Annotated in this window: 13 protein-coding genes; 5 read left to right on the forward strand and 8 right to left on the reverse strand. The window is 73.1% G+C overall.

Going from position 1 to position 15710, the window contains the following annotated elements:
* Positions 1-17: 17 nt before the first annotated feature.
* Positions 18-1067: a saccharopine dehydrogenase family protein gene (locus ACFYXK_RS10565; RefSeq protein ID WP_389410761.1), complete on the reverse strand. Its 1050-nt coding sequence runs from the start codon at positions 1065-1067 to the stop codon at positions 18-20.
* Positions 1068-1194: 127 nt separating this feature from the next.
* Here ACFYXK_RS10565 and ACFYXK_RS10570 point away from each other — a divergent pair, with 127 nt between their 5' ends.
* On the forward strand, positions 1195-2154 hold the full coding sequence (locus ACFYXK_RS10570; protein ID WP_389410762.1) for a helix-turn-helix domain-containing protein: 960 nt from the start codon (positions 1195-1197) through the stop codon (positions 2152-2154).
* Positions 2155-2164: 10 nt separating this feature from the next.
* On the opposite strand, the gene ACFYXK_RS10575 is transcribed toward ACFYXK_RS10570, so the two are convergent.
* The 5 genes from ACFYXK_RS10575 to argG all read right to left on the reverse strand — a co-directional run bounded on the left by ACFYXK_RS10575 (position 2165) and on the right by argG (position 9451).
* On the reverse strand, positions 2165-3586 hold the full coding sequence (locus tag ACFYXK_RS10575) for an extracellular solute-binding protein (RefSeq protein ID WP_389410763.1): 1422 nt from the start codon (positions 3584-3586) through the stop codon (positions 2165-2167).
* Entirely contained in the window at positions 3583-6285 is a 2703-nt protein-coding gene (locus ACFYXK_RS10580; RefSeq protein WP_389410764.1) for a substrate-binding domain-containing protein, read from the reverse strand. Before ACFYXK_RS10580 ends, ACFYXK_RS10575 begins: the two co-directional genes overlap by 4 nt.
* A gap of 4 nt (positions 6286-6289) precedes the next feature.
* Positions 6290-6634 (reverse strand): hypothetical protein, encoded by a 345-nt coding sequence (locus tag ACFYXK_RS10585; RefSeq protein WP_389410765.1) that lies wholly within the window; start codon positions 6632-6634, stop codon positions 6290-6292.
* A 100-nt stretch (positions 6635-6734) separates the two neighbouring features.
* Positions 6735-7907 (reverse strand): epoxide hydrolase family protein, encoded by a 1173-nt coding sequence (locus ACFYXK_RS10590; RefSeq protein WP_389410766.1) that lies wholly within the window; start codon positions 7905-7907, stop codon positions 6735-6737.
* A 95-nt stretch (positions 7908-8002) separates the two neighbouring features.
* Entirely contained in the window at positions 8003-9451 is a 1449-nt protein-coding gene (argG, locus tag ACFYXK_RS10595; RefSeq protein WP_389410767.1) for an argininosuccinate synthase, read from the reverse strand.
* Between the two features lie 256 nt (positions 9452-9707).
* On the opposite strand from argG, the gene ACFYXK_RS10600 reads away from it, so the two are divergent.
* Positions 9708-10439, forward strand: coding sequence for a TetR-like C-terminal domain-containing protein (locus ACFYXK_RS10600; protein WP_389410768.1), 732 nt, complete (start codon positions 9708-9710; stop codon positions 10437-10439).
* A gap of 37 nt (positions 10440-10476) precedes the next feature.
* Here ACFYXK_RS10600 and ACFYXK_RS10605 read toward each other — a convergent pair whose 3' ends face one another.
* Together ACFYXK_RS10605 and ACFYXK_RS10610 are read right to left on the reverse strand one after the other, a co-directional pair.
* Positions 10477-11415, reverse strand: coding sequence for a DMT family transporter (locus ACFYXK_RS10605; protein ID WP_389410769.1), 939 nt, complete (start codon positions 11413-11415; stop codon positions 10477-10479).
* 62 nt (positions 11416-11477) lie between these two features.
* Positions 11478-12209 carry an ArsR/SmtB family transcription factor gene (locus ACFYXK_RS10610; RefSeq protein WP_383516145.1) on the reverse strand — a complete coding sequence of 244 codons (732 nt, stop codon included), beginning with the start codon at positions 12207-12209 and terminating at the stop codon, positions 11478-11480.
* Positions 12210-12405: 196 nt separating this feature from the next.
* On the opposite strand from ACFYXK_RS10610, the gene nadE reads away from it, so the two are divergent.
* The 3 genes from nadE to ACFYXK_RS10625 all read left to right on the forward strand — a co-directional run bounded on the left by nadE (position 12406) and on the right by ACFYXK_RS10625 (position 15580).
* Positions 12406-13236: an ammonia-dependent NAD(+) synthetase gene (gene nadE / locus ACFYXK_RS10615; RefSeq protein ID WP_389410770.1), complete on the forward strand. Its 831-nt coding sequence runs from the start codon at positions 12406-12408 to the stop codon at positions 13234-13236.
* Between the two features lie 348 nt (positions 13237-13584).
* Positions 13585-14784 carry a serine hydrolase domain-containing protein gene (locus ACFYXK_RS10620; protein ID WP_389410771.1) on the forward strand — a complete coding sequence of 400 codons (1200 nt, stop codon included), beginning with the start codon at positions 13585-13587 and terminating at the stop codon, positions 14782-14784.
* Between the two features lie 76 nt (positions 14785-14860).
* The gene (locus ACFYXK_RS10625; RefSeq protein WP_389410772.1) at positions 14861-15580 is read left to right on the forward strand and encodes a hypothetical protein; all 720 of its coding nucleotides are present in this window, start codon (positions 14861-14863) and stop codon (positions 15578-15580) included.
* Positions 15581-15710 lie beyond the last annotated feature (130 nt).

The raw sequence follows: 15710 nt of genomic DNA on the forward strand, positions 1-15710 counted from the left end.
CGCGCGTCCGATCGGGGTCAGTAGGCCCGGCCGAGCTCGTACGAAAGGTGGTGCGGGGCCAGCGAGCGCAGGAACGCGTGCGCGTCGAAGATCTCGCCGGGCGCGACCACCCCGGCCGCCGTCCCGGCCTCTCCCGCGAGGATTCGGCTGACCGCTTCCACGACGAGGGGCGCGCTGACGGCGTAGATGTCCTGTCCGCGGGCCACCGCACGGCGCCGGGTGCCGCCCGCGCGGACGACGACGTCGACGAGGAAGGTCTGCGCCGACCGCCCTCGCTCGTCGACCGGCCTCGGGGGTTCGGCGTCCGGGGCCAGTACGTCCTTGACGGCCTCGAGCGTCATGCAGGTGTGGATGTCCGGGGCGGACAGGTGATGGGCGATGGTCACGCTGTCCGTGGTGGTGAACTCGCCGATCACGGGCCGGTCCCCGACCGGAGCGGGAAACGTCCACCGGCCGGTGGGCGCCTGGTCGGTCCGCAGCTCCAGGCGGCCCTTCGCGTAGACGAGCCGCCGGCCCTCGCGCCGGCTCCGGGAGACCTGGCCGGACCCACGCGTCCCGGCCGTGGGCTGCCAGCTGCTCAGGGCGAACGCGAGGTGCACCTCGTCGGCCGCCGGGGCGTCGCCCAGCGCGGCCGTGGCGAGCAGATCGCCGAGGCCCCCGTAGAACGCCATCGCGGGCACGACCAGGATGCCGGTGCCACGGGCCCGCTCCGCGAAGTGCGCGAACGTATCGGCGACGGCCTCCACCTCCCCCGCGACGTCCAGGTAGGCGATGCGCGCGCGCAGCGCCGCCTCGATGACCGGTGCGGCCGTCACGGCGAACGGACCGGCGCAGTTGATCACGGCTGCCGCGCCGTCCAGTGCACGGTCGAGCGAGGCCGGATCGTCGGCCGAGGCCGGCCGCACCTCGAGTCCGGGAAAGCCCTCGGCCAGTGCCCGGAGCTTGTCGGGGTCGCGTCCGGACAGGATCGGGATCAGCCCCCGCTGCAGCAGTTCGGACACGACGAAGCGTCCGGTGTGCCCGTAGGCACCGAACACCGTTACCGCCGCCGCTCGACTCGTTCCCATGAGGTTCCCCCGTCTCCTGCGCTCGCGCTTCTCTTGCCCGTACGCGAACGATCACCGGATGCCATCGTGCCTCCGGCGGCCTGCGGCCGGGAGTGGCGGCAACGCCATGCCCCGTACACTTTCGGACATGACCCTTGTCGCACTGGCCGTCACGCCCGGGGTACCGCACTTCGAACTCGCCGCCGCCTGCGACGTGTTCGGCGTCGACCGGTCGGATCTCGTCGACCCCTGGTACGAGTTCACCGTGTGCGCCCCGGGCACCGTGCCGGTCGGCGACCGCTTCCGGCTCGAGCCCGACGCGGGACTCGACCAGCTGGTGCATGCGGACACCGTCATCGTCCCGGCGTGCGCCGACCTGGACGCGGACCCGCCCGCCGAACTCGTCGCCGCCGTACGCGCGGCACACGAGGCGGGCGCCCGGGTGGCCTCCCTGTGCACGGGCGCGTTCGTACTGGCCGCCGCGGGCCTGCTGGACGGGCGCCGCGCGACCACGCACTGGCTGCACGCCGCGGCGCTGGCCGAGAGGCACCCCGAGGTGGAGGTCGACCCGGACGTGCTCTACGTCGACCACGGCACCGTGCTGACCTCGGCCGGGAAGGCCGCCGCGATGGACCTGTGCCTGCATCTGGTCCGCCTCGACCACGGCTCGGCCGTCGCCAACGAGGTCGCGCGCCGCCTCGTCGTCCCGCCCCACCGGGCCGGGGGGCAGGCCCAGTTCGTCACCACGCCGCTGCCCGAACGTCGCGACCACCCCCTCGGCGCGCTGCTGGCGTGGGCGATGGAGCGCCTCGACCAGCCGCTCACCGTGGAGGACCTGGCACGCCGGGCGAACATGAGCTCGCGCCACCTGGCCCGGGTCTTCACGGACGTGACCGGCACCACTCCGCTGCGCTGGCTGCTGACGCAACGCATCCACCGCGCCCAGGGACTCCTCGAAACCACCGACGACACCATCGGCACGATCGCCGCAGCCACGGGCATGGGTACGGACGCCACCCTGCGGCGCCACTTCAACCGCACGGTGGGCGTGCCCCCGGACACCTACCGGCGCACCTTCCGCAGTGCCCGTCCGGACCGCGCCGGCTGACCGTCCGCGGTCACCCCCGGGGCAGTGCCTTCTTCAGATCTTCGTCCAGGTCTTTGGCGAGTTGCGTGTTGGAGGGCGGCTTGTCGCCCTGGAGGCGGGCCAGTTGGGCGGTGAACGTCTGGCTGAAGGCGCCGTAGAGCGGGGTGCGCGGCCGTTGGACGGCGTTCTCCAGGGCGGGCAGCAGGGTGCCGCGCGCGTACCCGGGGCGGCCGTTCCCGTCCCGCGGCATGTGGTCGGTGCGCTCTGCCGTCGGGGCCGCGGTGGCCTGGCCGGGTGGCTTCGCCGCCTTGCAGCTCAGCTTGTCGTCCACGTACGCGGAGATCCGGGTGGCCGCGAACCCCGCGTCGAGCAGGCAGCGTTCGTTCTCCCTGTTGGTGAGGAACTCGACGAGCTGTCCGGCGGCGGTGCTCCGCTGCGACCCCGTGGCCACGGCCAGGTTCTGGCCGCCAAGCACCGCCCGGCCGGGCAGCGGGGCCACGCCGAGCTTGTCTCCCGGCAGGGACTGGTGGAGCGTGCGGTAGGCGTACGGCCAGTGGCGGAGGAAGCCGGTGCGGCCGGCCGCGAAGTCGGTGAGCGTGTCCGCCTCGTCGGACTGGGCGGCGGCCGGCAGGGTGTAGGCCGCCTCGGTGCGGTTGCGCAGCTCGTCCAGCCCCTCCTTCAGCTCGTCCACGGAACCGGCGTAGCGGCCCTCCTTGTCGGTGAGGGTGAATCCGTCGGAGCCCGAAGCGGAGGCGAAGGCCTCGATGCCGTTGACGGTGAGCCCTTCGTACGACGCGTCGAGCTGCGAGGTCCAGCCCTTCTCGTAGGCCTCCGGCAGCCTCTTGCGCGCCACGTCGAGGGCCCGGATCAGCTGCTGGACGACGGGCCAGCCGCCGGTGCCCTTGCTCAGGTCGGTCTCCGTGACGCCCGCGCTCTCCAGGTAGTCGCGGCGGTAGAACAGCAGCCCCACGTCACTGTTGAACGGGACCGCGTACAGCTTGTCCCCCCAGCGGGCCGTGGCGGCAACGGACTTGATGACGTCGGAGTCGACCAGCTTGTCGGGGAGCGGCTGGACGAGACCCGCGGCGGCGAACTCCGGCACCCAGGTCACGTCGAGGTTGACCACGTCGTACTCGGCGCTGCCGGACTGCAGTGCGCCGAGCAGCTGGCTGCGCTGCTGGTCCGCCGAGCCGGGCAGCTCGACCAGGCGGGCCCGGTGGCCGGAGCCCTTGCCCTCCTGCTGCCGGTTCCACTCGTCGATCAGCTGCTGGCGGATGCCGCCCTTGCCGGTCACGTCCCGGCCGCTGGCCAGCACGATGTCGCCGGGCTGGTCGGCGGCGGGCGCGGCGCCGCTCTGCCCGCCGCCGGCTCCGGCGCCTGCGTCGCAGCCTGCGGCGAGCAGCACGGCGAGGAGCACTGCGGACGCGGCGCGCGCTGCGGGCCCGTGCCTCATCCCTGATCCCCCGTTCCGGTCCTCGCGACCTCGTCGCGCAGCCGCGCGACGAGATCGCTCTTGGTGTCCAGGCAGCGGCCGCCGCTCGCCTCGGAGACGGCGGCATCCGGTTTGCCCTTGTCGCAGCCGGCGCTGTCCAGGGAGGCCATGACCACCGGGATCCTGCGCCCCGTCCGCACGGCCTGGAGCAGAGTGCCGAGCCGGCCGCCTTCGGCCAGCCGGTTGTTGTCCTCGTCATCCGTGATGTAGACGATCAGCTGCGGGCCACGGCCGTCGGTACCGCGCTGCCTCATGTAGTCCAGGGCCGCGACCAGCGCCTTGTCGGGCTCGGCTTCCAGGTCCTTGACCTGGGCCTTGGCCGCGATGGCGCTCTGCGCCTCCTTGCGCTGGTACTTGCCGAACGGCAGCACTTCGCTGTACGCGCGGGAGCCGTCCCGCTCGGTGGCAACCGCCCAGACCCCGTACTCGTCCTGCTCGCCGAGCCCGGCGAGGGACTGGGAGATGATGCCGGGCGCGCCGCCGGGGCCCTCCCACAGGCTGCCCATGGACCCGGACGAGTCGAGCAGGAAGAGCACCCGGCCCGGCCCGCTGGCCTCCCGATACCCCTTCAGCGCCGCCGCCATCGCGGCCGGAGGGACGGGGCCGCCGAGCTGGCCGGGGTCGTCCAGGGCCCCGAAGTTGCTGAAGACGACACCGGTGTCGGCGGACGGTTCGCTGCCGTTGCCGAGGGGCTTGCGAGGACCCGATGCACTGCGGAAGCCGTCGTTCCCGAACACGGCGAGTCCGCCTCGGACGGCGGACGCGGAGTCCTTCGCCCCGCTCTTCGCGGCCGCCCCCTTGCCGGTCAGCCAGGCGTGGAAGCGTTCCGCGGCGCCGTCCCGCGCGGCCTTGTCCCGTTCGGGGCCCAGCCAGCGCACGCGCACGAACGTCGGGGTGAGGCCCGGGACGTCGACGGGGTACTCGGCCATCCGGCGGACCCGGGTCGTCCTGTCGCAGCCCACTCCGGTCCTGAGCAGGAACTCCGGTACCAGAACGGTGGTGCGCTTGTCCGCGGTGTCGTCGTCGGGCAGGGTGCACAGGAGGTCCCCGCCGGTGCGCGCGGGCGGTCCCGGCTGGGCCACGCCCTGTTCGGCGGCGGCCGGGTCCGGCGCTCCCGCGCCGTAGAGGCCGACGGTCGCGAGCAGGCCGGCGTCGGTGTTCTCCGGGTCCGTACGCCGTATTTCGGACGTCGGCTGGCGCTTCCTGAGCGCGTCCGTCAGGGCCGCGAGAGGGCCCACCCGCTCGGCGAGCGGCTCCGCCGCCGGGCCCTGCGGTACGGCGAGCACGACCGGCGAGTACGCGAAGGGCTCGGGATCTGCTTCCAGTGCGACGTAGGTCCGCTCGCTGGACGCCGTACGGGCCCGTTCGACGCTCGCGGACGAGCCCGGGATCCAGATGTCCGGCTGCGGACCGATGTCGCGCTGCGGGTTGGTGTCGTCGGCCACCGGCCGCTGCCACGGGTCGGACTGCCGGTTGAACGCGGCGACCGCCGCAGCGGCTCCGGCGCTGTAGACGGTGATGCCGGTGCGCCTGCACCCGCCTTCCGACGTGTTCTGCGCGGACGTCAGGTACGCCTCCGCGGCCTTGCGCACGGTGGGCTCGAGGTCGGGGTCGGTGAGCAGCCGCAGTTCGAGCGGTGGTTTGCAGGGGGCGCCGTCCCCGCCGCCGAGCGTGGCGATGCCGGTGGCGACGAGTCCGGCGATCGCCGCGGGCACGCCGATGGCGACCGCGAGCCGTCGGCCGGTGAGGGGACGGAGCCTGGCGAGCCAGGCCGGTGTTGGGGCAGGGCCTGGGCCTGGGCCAGGCGACTGCGGCGACGACGGCCCGCCGCCGGACCCGCCCCGGGCGGGGTCGGGTTCCGACGCGGGCGGCGCCTGCGGCGAGCGGACGGGAGGGGCTGCGAGCAGTACGTCGACGCCCGAGGTGGCCGCGCGGCTCTGCGGCTCCCACTGCTCGGCGGGCTCGCGCAGCGTCGTGTGGTGCTCGGACATGTAGGCCCACAGCTCTCGGGCCAGTTCGGCGAAGCCGACTTTGCCGCCCTCTGCGGACACCCCCTCGTGCAGGAAACGCACGAGTTGGGCGGTGTACGGCGTGGGCGAGCCACCGTCGCCCGCGTCGATGCGGTTGTTGGCCTGGACGCTCATGAGCAGCGAGGTCCGCTGCCGCTGGGCGGTGCCGAGCGCGTTCCAGGCCGCCGAGGCGTTACCCGCGTAGCAGCAGTCGAGGATGACGACCACCTGCTGCGCCCGGGCGCGGGACAGCACGGTGAGGACGCTCTTCCAGGGCACGGCGCCGCGGAAGACGGACTCGTCGCCCGGGACGATCGTCGCCCGCCGCATCAGCAGCCAGAGCTCGTCCCCCGTACTGGGCACGGCGCCGTGGCCGGAGAAGTAGAGCAGGAGCAGTCCCTCGGCCGCCTCGACCGCGGTGTCCAGCTGCTGGTCGAACTCGTCGACGGTGTGCGGCCGGGTGACGGTGATCCCGTCGTCGGCGAACACACCGCCCTCGCGGAGGGCCCGTTCCAGTCCGGCGAGGTTGTGCTCGACGGCGCCGAGGTCGCCCGAGACTCCGAAGGGGTGCTCGGGCTGCTTGAAGTCGTATGCGGGGACTCCGACGAGCAGCGCCCGGTTCACCTTCCCGCGCGGGTCGAAGCGCGCCACCCGGCTATCTCCCGTCGCTCTCCGCCGCGACCTCGACCTCCGGGGGGTCGCCGCGTTCCACGGAGCGGCGGTTCTCCCGCCACGCGCGGACCCCGCTCTTCACCTGCGCGAGCACTTCGTCGAACAACGTGGAGGCGGCTGCTCCGATCAGCACCAGCACGATCTCCATCCCGGTTCCCATCGGGCTGCCGGGCCCGTCCTCCGTCCCCGCGCGCTCGTGGATCTCCAGCACGCCGTTGTCCCTGTGCGCTTCGAGCTTCTGCTCCCGCTCGAGCCACGCCTTCAGCGCCGCGGTGTCGCTCTCGCTCGCGCCCTGCGTCAGGCGCACGCGGATGGTCGTATTCGCCATAGCCTCCCCCTCAGCCACAACTCAGCATCATGACATGCGGGTTGTACGGAGGGGCACCCTTCGGTCACGAACGGGATCACGCCCCGGTCGCGGGCTGCCTTCAGCCGGCCGCCGCCCGGTAGGGGCGGAAGAACTCACGCAGTTCCGCCGCGTAGAGCTCGGGCTCCTCGAACGGTGCGAAGTGCCCGCCGCGTGCGGGCTCGGTCACGCGCACGACGTTCGCGGTGCGTTCGAGCCAGGCGCGCGGCGGGCGGACGACGTCGCCCCGGAAGAGCGAGAAGCCGGACGGCACCTCGACGCGGCGGGCGTGCTGCGCGGGTGGGATCTCGGCGTTCGCGCGGTACATGCGCATCGACGAGCCGATCGTCTCCGTCAGCCAGTAGAGCGTGACGTTCGTGAGGATCTCGTCCTTCGTGAAGCTCCGCTCGATGTCGCCGTCGCAGTCGCTCCACGCCCGGAGCTTCTCGACGATCCACGCGGCGAGCCCGGCCGGCGAGTCCGTGAGCCCGAACGCGGCGGTCTGGGGCTTCGTACGCTGCAGGGCGGCGTAGGCGCCCTCGGTCGCGCCCCAGGCCGCGGCGCCCTCGAGCCAGGCGCGCTCCTCGGGTGCCAGGTCCGCCCGGTCGCCGGTGTAGACGGGCAGGCCCGCGTCGGTGCGGTGGACGGCCACGACGCGGTCGGGGTGGTCTAGCCCGAGGTAGCGGCTCACGTGGCTGCCGACGTCCCCGCCCGCCGCGCCGAACCGTGCGTGGCCGAGGGCTCCCATGAGCTCTGCCCACAGGCCGGCGACGGCCCTGGCGTCGGGAGGGGGGCCGGTGGGGCGGTCGGAGTACCCGTAGCCCGGCATGTCGGGCACGACCACGTCGAACGCGTCGGCGGGATCGGCGCCGTGGGCGCCGGGGTCGGTGAGGAGGGGGATGACCTTCGTGTAGCGCCAGAAGGAGTCCGGCCATCCGTGGCTGAGTACGAGTGGCAGTACGGGCCCGGCCGGCGCGGCGGCCCGGACGTGCACGAAGTGGATCCCGAGGCCGCCCAGCGGGACGCGGAAGCGGGGGTACCGGGCGAGCGCCGCCTCCTGCGCCGGCCAGTCGAACCCGTCCGCCCAGTAGGCGACGAGCTCGCGCAGGTAGCCGAGGTCGGTCCCGAGCGACCAGCCGGCGTCCTCGGGCATGTCCGGCCAGCGCGTCGCGCGCAGCCGCGCGCGGAGGTCCTCGAGCGCCGCGGGGGCGGTCTTCGGGGTGAACGGCTCGGGGCGGGGAGCGGCGTCCGGCATGCGACGCATCCTATGCGGTCCCACACCGGACGAGCCGCCCCCGACGCGGCGTCGGGGGCGGCTCGTGCGGCACGGCCGGCCGGCCGGCCGTCCGGTCAGTCGGTGCCGGATTCCATCGCGGCGCGGTCCAGCAGCTCGTCCTCGGCGGAGACCTCGCCGCGGGAGGCGATGGCCTCGGCGCCGCCCTCGGGCATGGCGCCGATCAGCCCGGTCGCCGCCGCCTGCGCGGCGCCGACCAGCACGGGGTGGGCGGTGCCGACGATGCCGAGGCCCGCGTACTGCTCGAGCCGGGCGCGCGAGTCGGCGATGTCGAGGTTGCGCATGGTGAGCTGGCCGATCCGGTCCACGGGGCCGAACGCCGAGTCCTCGGTGCGCTCCATCGACAGCTTGTCCGGGTGGTAGCTGAAGGCGGGGCCGGTGGTGTTCAGGATCGAGTAGTCCTCACCGCGCCGCAGCCGCAGCGTGACCTCGCCGGTGACCGCCGAGCCGACCCAGCGCTGCAGCGACTCGCGGACCATCAGCGCCTGCGGGTCCAGCCAGCGGCCCTCGTACATCAGCCGGCCGAGGCGCCGTCCCTCGTTGTGGTAGTGGGCGAGGGTGTCCTCGTTGTGGATCGCGTTGACGAGGCGCTCGTACGCGGCGTGCAGCAGCGCCATGCCGGGCGCCTCGTAGATGCCGCGGCTCTTCGCCTCGATGATCCGGTTCTCGATCTGGTCCGACATGCCCATGCCGTGGCGGCCGCCGATGGCGTTGGCCTCCATGACCAGGTCGACCGGGGAGTGGAACTCCTTGCCGTTGATCGTCACCGGGCGGCCCTGGTCGAAGCCGATGGTCACGTCCTCGGCGGCGATCTCCACCGACGGGTCCCAGAACCGCACGCCCATGATCGGCTGCACGGTCTCCACGCCGGTGTCGAGGTGCTCCAGCGTCTTGGCCTCGTGGGTGGCGCCCCAGATGTTGGCGTCGGTCGAGTACGCCTTCTCGGTGCTGTCGCGGTACGGCAGCCCGTGGGCGACCAGCCACTCCGACATCTCCTTGCGGCCGCCGAGCTCGCTGACGAAGTCGGCGTCGAGCCACGGCTTGTAGATGCGCAGGTGGGGGTTGGCGAGCAGGCCGTAGCGGTAGAACCGCTCGATGTCGTTGCCCTTGAACGTCGAGCCGTCGCCCCAGATCTGGACGTCGTCCTCGAGCATCGCCCGGACCAGCAGGGTGCCGGTCACGGCGCGGCCGAGGGGCGTGGTGTTGAAGTAGGCCCTCCCGCCCGAGCGGATGTGGAACGCGCCGCAGGCCAGCGCGGCCAGGCCCTCCTCGACCAGCGCCGCCCGGCAGTCGACCAGGCGCGCGATCTCGGCACCGTACGCCTTCGCGCGGCCGGGCACCGACGCGATGTCGGGCTCGTCGTACTGGCCGATGTCGGCGGTGTAGGTGCACGGGACGGCACCCTTGTCGCGCATCCACGCGACCGCGACGGAGGTGTCGAGGCCGCCCGAGAAGGCGATGCCGACGCGCTCGCCGGCGGGCAGGGAGGTGAGAACCTTAGACATGGGAAGAGTATGCACTTAAACGCATGGCTATGCAAACGCTCCCCGCCCCTCCCCCTCGGATGGGCCGTCCGGCCCGGGTACGGGCCCCTTCGCGCGGGTGCACTCCCGCGCCGGCCGGGCGCGGTCGCCGGCCGGGCCCCGCCGGAGTCGGGGGCCCGGGGACGGTCGAGTCGGTGGTCGAGTGGGTACGCGACCGGCAGTCGGCGGTGCACCCGCCCGGAGCAGCAACTCGGTGGCGGACAGGTACGGTTTGGCCATGGATCTTTCCGCGAGCGCTACCGATGAGAACTCCACGCAGTCGGCGGTCATCAAGGCCACCGCGCGCCAGCTGCTGGTGAAACTGGGCGCCGCAGGGCTGTCCCTGGACGCCGTTGCCGAGGCCGGCGGTCTTGCCGTCGGCGACGTGGCCGACGTGTTCCCGCATCGGGACGACCTGCTGACCGCACTGGTCATCGACGCCTACGACGACTCGGCCGCCGCGATGGAGCGGGCCGACCGGGCCGCAGGCGCCGCCGGCGCGACGGCCGGCGCCCGGCTCCTCGCGGTGACCCGCGCACTGCGGACGTGGTCCTTCGACCACTCCGCCGAATTCACGCTGATCTACGGCTCCCCCGTCCCGGGCTACCACGCCCCGCAGGACACCGTCCCGGCCGCCTCGCGCACCCCCGCCGTACTGGCCGGCATCGTACGTTCGGCGCTGGCGGCCGGTGAACTCACCCCGCCCCGGCGGACGGTGCCCGGGCCGCCGCTGCTCCGGCCGGAGGCCGTGGAGCTCTTCGGCGGTGCACCCGAGGCCCCGTTCTCGGACCTGATCGAGCGCGGCATCGTGCTGTGGAGCAATCTGATCGGGCTGCTGGTGTTCCAGGTCTTCAGCCGTACCCACGACAGCGTCCGGGACGAGTCGGCGTACTTCGACTTCGCCATCGCCGTGGCGGCCGAAGGCATAGGCCTGACGGTCCCGCTGGAGGAGAACACCGCCGCCTGCTAAACGGTCTGCCGCTCGCGGCCCTTCGCCGTATCGGAGGTCATCGGGCGCCGGAGGTCTGCGCGCCGGCCGTCGTGTCCGCAGGGGTACGCGGCCGGTAGCGGGACACCGCCACGCCGGCCAGGCACAGCACCCCGCCGAGCAGGGTCAGCCAGGCGGGAACCTCGCCCAGGAGGGTCCAGCTCAGCAGTACGACGATGGCGGGGACGGCATACGTCGTCGCGCCCAGCTTCCCGGCCGGCATGCGCGCCAGGGCGTAGGTCCACGTGGTGAAGGCGAGGGCGGTCGGCACCACACCCAGGTAGACCATGTTGAGCGTCGCGGACACCGGCGCCCTCGGCAGTTCCGCGACCAGCTGCCCCGCGAAGGGCAGGCAGGCCGCGGTTCCGGTCAGGCAGCTGTAGGCGGTGATCTGCAGGGGCGTCCCGAAGGACAGCGCGGGCTTCTGCGCGATGACGCCGCTCGCGTAGGCAACCGCCGCGAGCAGGCACAGGACGACCCCGAGCACCGAGGTCGAGCCGTCGCCGCCGGACGACATGGACAGGCCGACGACCACCGCCCCGACGAAGGAGACGGCCATGCCGGCCAGCAGCCGCGGCGGCAGCGCCTCGCCGAGCAGGCGGGCCGCGAGCAGGGCCATGAGGATGGGCCCGGTGTTCACGAGCAGCGCCGCCGTACCCGCGTCGACCAGCCGTTCGCCCCAGTTCAGCGCGACCGTGTAGCCGCAGAACCAGACCAGCCCGGAGATCAGGATTCCGCGCCGGGCCCCGCGCGGCGGCAGGCCTTGGCGGCGGATGAGGAGCAGGGCCGTGAGCACCACCGAGGCGGCCAGCAGCCTGCCGAGGGCCAGGGCCCCGGGTGAGTACGCGTCGCCCGCGCTGCGGATGGACACGAAGGCCGAAGCCCAGGCGAACACGGTGAACGAGACGGCGCCGACCGTGAGGACGGCGGGTGAAATCGAGCGCAGGTGGGACGTCATGGACCCACCTTACGAGCGAAACACTTCGGCGTCCACCGAAATATAGAGGACGGCGCTTCAGCTCAGCTCCAGGCCTCCGGGCCGATCCCCAGCAGGTCGCCGAAGGCCCGTTCCCCGGCCTCGGTCACCTCCAGCCCCCGCCCGCCGGCCGCCGGCCGCACCACCCACTCCTCGCCGAGCGCCCTCGCGCACAGCCGCGCCCCGGCCAGGCCTCCCAGGTGGCGGCGCCGCTCGGTCCAGTCCAGGCAGGAGCTCGCCAGCGGCCTGCGCCCCTCGTGGACGAGGCTGACGCCGGCTTCGGCACACCACGCGCGCCCGGCCTCCGTCAGCTCGAAGACCCCGTCCGTACGGAGCAGCCCGCGCCGCGCCATGGCGTCGGTCACCGCCATCCCGAGCCGCCCCGCGAAATGGTCGTAGCACGTGCGGGCGCGGGCGAGCGGGTCAGGCGCTGCGACGACGGGCACCGCGTGCGCAGCGTCCCGGTCGGGGATCGCGTACGAGGCCAGCTCGTCGACGAGGCGGGCCGTCGCCGCGTCGGCGATCCGCACGTAGCTGTGGCGGCCCTGCCGCTCGGTGACGCAGATGCCCGCATCGAGCAGGCGCGTCAGATGGCCGCTGACGGTCGACGGCGCGACAGCGGTGATCCGGGCCAGCTCACCCGCGGTCCAGGCGCGCCCCTCGAGCAGCGTCATGCAGATGGCGGCCCGGGTCTCGTCGGCCAAGGCCGCGGCGAAGGCGGCGAGGCGCGCCGCGGGGGCGACACCGTCCGGCGTCCCGGCATGCAATGCGTTCATGCCCCCAAGGATGCCTCAAATGTTCGGTGAGCAGCGAATGATCGGGGCGTGATTCGCTCCAGCAGGCGCGGGCGGGCGGCCTGCGGGCCGTACGGCCGCAGGCCGAGGCGGCAGCCGACTGACGGCGGGCCGGGCGCTTCGACTAGGGTCGGCGGGACAGCGCACCACGATCGACCATCGACCACGAGGAGCAGCCGTGAGCCGGCCGGCGTCCACCGTTCTGCAGCAGGAGATCGCCCGGGAACTCGAGGTGTCGGAGACTTTCGACGCACACCGGGAGATCGAGCGCCGGGTGGCCTTCCTGGCGGACCGGCTCACCTCCACCGGCCTGCGCTCCCTGGTGCTCGGGATCAGCGGAGGCGTGGACTCCACCACGGCCGGACGGCTCTGCCAGCTCGCCGTGGAGCGGGTCCGGGAGAGCGGCCACGAGGCGACGTTCTACGCGATGCGGCTGCCGTACGGGGTCCAGGCCGACGAGCAGGACGCGCAGCTCGCCCTCGGCTTCATCGAGGCGGACCGGGTGCTGACGGTGGACGTCAAGCCCGCCAGCGACGCCGCGCTGGAGGCCGCCCTCGCCGGTGGAACCGTCTTCCGGGACGCCCGTCACCAGGACTTCGTGCAGGGCAACATCAAGGCCCGCCAGCGCATGATCGCCCAGTACGCGGTGGCCGGCGCCCACGACGGCCTCGTCGTCGGCACCGACCACGCGGCGGAGGCCGTCTCCGGCTTCTTCACCAAGTTCGGCGACGGCGCGGCCGACCTGGTCCCGCTGACCGGCCTGACCAAGCGCCGGGTGCGCGCCGTGGCCGACGCGCTGGGCGCCCCCGCGGAACTGGTCTGGAAGACCCCCACGGCGGACCTGGAGACCCTGGACCCGGGCAAGGCCGACGAGGACGCGCTGGGTGTCACGTACGACGACATCGACGACTTCCTGGAGGGCAAGCCGGTCGACGAGCGCGCCTTCGACACGATCGTCCGCCGCTACCGCCAGACCGACCACAAGCGCCGCCTCCCGATCGCGCCGTAACGGAACGTCTGGACGCAGCAGAGGGGGCAACCGTGCCGCGAAGGGTCTGGCGCTGTGTGGTGGCGGGCTGGGTGGCCGTCGTAGTGGCCGGCGGCGCGTACACGCTGTACCTCGATGACGCGACGAGCGCCACGCCGGAGCCGGCGCGGTGGGAACGCGCGCCGTCACCGAGTGACGCGCCGGTGCCCTGCCCCACCACCCGGAGCGGCGAGGCGGCCCCCACCGCGCACTCCTGCAGCCACTGGTCACGGCAGTAGGTCGCGCGGCGGGTACGGCGCTCCTACGATGGTGGAGCACCTCGGGGGTCGGGGAGCGTCGTCCGATCGACCCTGGGCAAGGTGACCGATCATGGGCAGGTACCGCCCGTTCCGAGGGCCCCGGCTCCGCCGGACCGCCGTACCCGCCGCGGTGGCACTGCTGTTGGCCGCCCTGTGCGGGGGCACCGGCCCCGACCGGCCGGCCGTCGGCTCCGTACGCGAGGACTTCGATCCCGCCACCGTGCAGAAGCTGGACGCGGCGATCGCGAAGATCATGAAGCAGACCGGCATGCCGGGCCTCAACATCGGTCTGTGGATGCCCGGCCGCGGCGTGTACGAGAAGTCCTTCGGCGTCGCGGACCGGCAGACCGGTACGCCCATGAAGTCCGACCTCTACTCGAGGATCGGCAGCGTCACCAAGACCTTCACCGTCACCGGCGTCCTCCAGCTCGTCGACCAGGGCAAGGCCGGCCTCGACGACCCCATTTCCCGCTACGTCTCCGGCGTCCCCGGCGGGGAGGCCGTCACCCTGCGCCAGCTGGCCGACATGCGCAGCGGGCTCTTCGACTACACCGCCGACGAGAAGTGGCTGGCCGGCGTGCGCGCCGACCCGCACCGCGCGTACACCCCGCGCCAGCTCGTGGACGTCGCCTTCCGCCATCCCCCGAACTTCAAGCCGGGCGCCAAGTGGGAGTACTCCAACACCAACACCGTCCTCCTCGGGATGCTGATCGAGAAGGTCAGCGGGCAGAGCCTCGGCGACTACCTCCGGGAACACGTGTTCGCTCCGCTGGAACTGGACGACACCTCACTCCCCGGCGACGGCGCCATGCCCGACCCGCATGCCCACGGCTACACCGACTTCACCCCGAAGGGCACCGTCGCCGACGCCACGAACTGGAACCCCTCCTGGGCCTGGGCCGCCGGCGGCATCGTCTCCGACCTCGACGACCTGCACACCTGGGCCCCGGCGCTGGCGGACGGCCGGCTGCTGACGAAGAAGACACAGGCCGAACGGCTCCGCACGCTCCCGATCGGGGTCGTCCCCGGCGCCTCGTACGGCCTCGGCATCCTCGACTTCAACGGCTGGCTCGGCCACAACGGGGAGTTGCCCGGCTACGAGACCATCGCCGCCCAGCTCCCCGCCGAGAAGGCCACCATGGTCGTGCTCGTCAACAGCGACATCGACTACCGGGGCAAGAACCTGTCCGGCCTGATCGGAAACGCGGTCACCTCCATCGTGACCCCCGATCACCTCTGGCCCGCGCCGGTGGGCACCGCGAAGAAGTAGGGGACCTCGCGCGGGAGGCGGGTGGGTGCCCGTGTGACCATGGCCCCTCGGCACATCTGCACCTCATGGGGGGACCATGCGCACCCGTACCACCACCGTCTCGACCGGTATCGCCGCGGCGCTCGCGGCGTTGCTCGTCCTGACCGGCTGCACCTCGGCCGGTGGCAGCCCGAAGGAGAAGCCGAGCAGCGCGGTCGCCACCGCTCCTGCCCCCGCCGCGCCGGGCAACGGTTCCGGGTACGAGGGCCCCCGGCCCCAGGACCAGAACCTCCTCGCCTGGACCGGCGACCCCAACGACGCGGGGCACGTCACCGCCCAGTCCGCCGCCGGGGTCGGCGGACGGATCACTCTCGTACGGATCGTGCTGCGCGAGCAGATCACCTGGTCCAACGTCTGGCTGGGGCTGGCCGGCATCGACCCGAACGCCCAGCTCTCCCAGTGCTACCTCGGCGTCTACGACGCCACCGGCGCGCTGCGCGCGTCCACCGCGGACATCTCGCCGCAGCTGATGACCGACGCGATAGCCAAGCCGCTGCCGCTGGCGAAGCCGTTCACCGCCGCCCCCGGCACGTACTTCGTCGCCCTCCTCCTCAACGGCAACTGGGCCACCAACGGCCTCACCCTCAAGTCCACGGGCGCCGGGATCTCGGTCAATGCGGGCCTGACCCCGCCGAACCTCCGCTACAGCACGGTCCTGACCGGCCAGACCTCCCTGCCGGCCACGCTGAACCTCGCCGAGCAGTCCACCAGCACCATCAACACCGGCTGGGCCAGCCAGTGGTACGGAGTTTCCTGAGCCGAGGCGTTCGGACTGCTTCCGGGGCCGGGCCGCAGCGGGTCACCGCCGGTGGAGGGCCGGCGGGCGGCGGCCCCGGGACGCAGCGGGTGCGGGGTACGTCCGGATGGGGGAAGCTGGGGACGGTGCA

It is taken from the genome of Streptomyces sp. NPDC002209 (assembly GCF_042890265.1).
In the GTDB taxonomy this organism is placed as follows: domain Bacteria; phylum Actinomycetota; class Actinomycetes; order Streptomycetales; family Streptomycetaceae; genus Streptomyces.

Coding starts and splice junctions, on each gene's coding strand:
- ACFYXK_RS10565 (WP_389410761.1), bottom strand. CDS start 1,067: ATGGGAACGAGTCGAGCGGCGGCGGTAACGGTGTTCGGTGCCTACGGG.
- ACFYXK_RS10570 (WP_389410762.1), top strand. CDS start 1,195: ATGACCCTTGTCGCACTGGCCGTCACGCCCGGGGTACCGCACTTCGAA.
- ACFYXK_RS10575 (WP_389410763.1), bottom strand. CDS start 3,586: ATGAGGCACGGGCCCGCAGCGCGCGCCGCGTCCGCAGTGCTCCTCGCC.
- ACFYXK_RS10585 (WP_389410765.1), bottom strand. CDS start 6,634: ATGGCGAATACGACCATCCGCGTGCGCCTGACGCAGGGCGCGAGCGAG.
- ACFYXK_RS10590 (WP_389410766.1), bottom strand. CDS start 7,907: ATGCCGGACGCCGCTCCCCGCCCCGAGCCGTTCACCCCGAAGACCGCC.
- argG (WP_389410767.1), bottom strand. CDS start 9,451: ATGTCTAAGGTTCTCACCTCCCTGCCCGCCGGCGAGCGCGTCGGCATC.
- ACFYXK_RS10600 (WP_389410768.1), top strand. CDS start 9,708: ATGGATCTTTCCGCGAGCGCTACCGATGAGAACTCCACGCAGTCGGCG.
- ACFYXK_RS10605 (WP_389410769.1), bottom strand. CDS start 11,415: ATGACGTCCCACCTGCGCTCGATTTCACCCGCCGTCCTCACGGTCGGC.
- ACFYXK_RS10610 (WP_383516145.1), bottom strand. CDS start 12,209: ATGAACGCATTGCATGCCGGGACGCCGGACGGTGTCGCCCCCGCGGCG.
- ACFYXK_RS10620 (WP_389410771.1), top strand. CDS start 13,585: ATGGGCAGGTACCGCCCGTTCCGAGGGCCCCGGCTCCGCCGGACCGCC.
- ACFYXK_RS10625 (WP_389410772.1), top strand. CDS start 14,861: ATGCGCACCCGTACCACCACCGTCTCGACCGGTATCGCCGCGGCGCTC.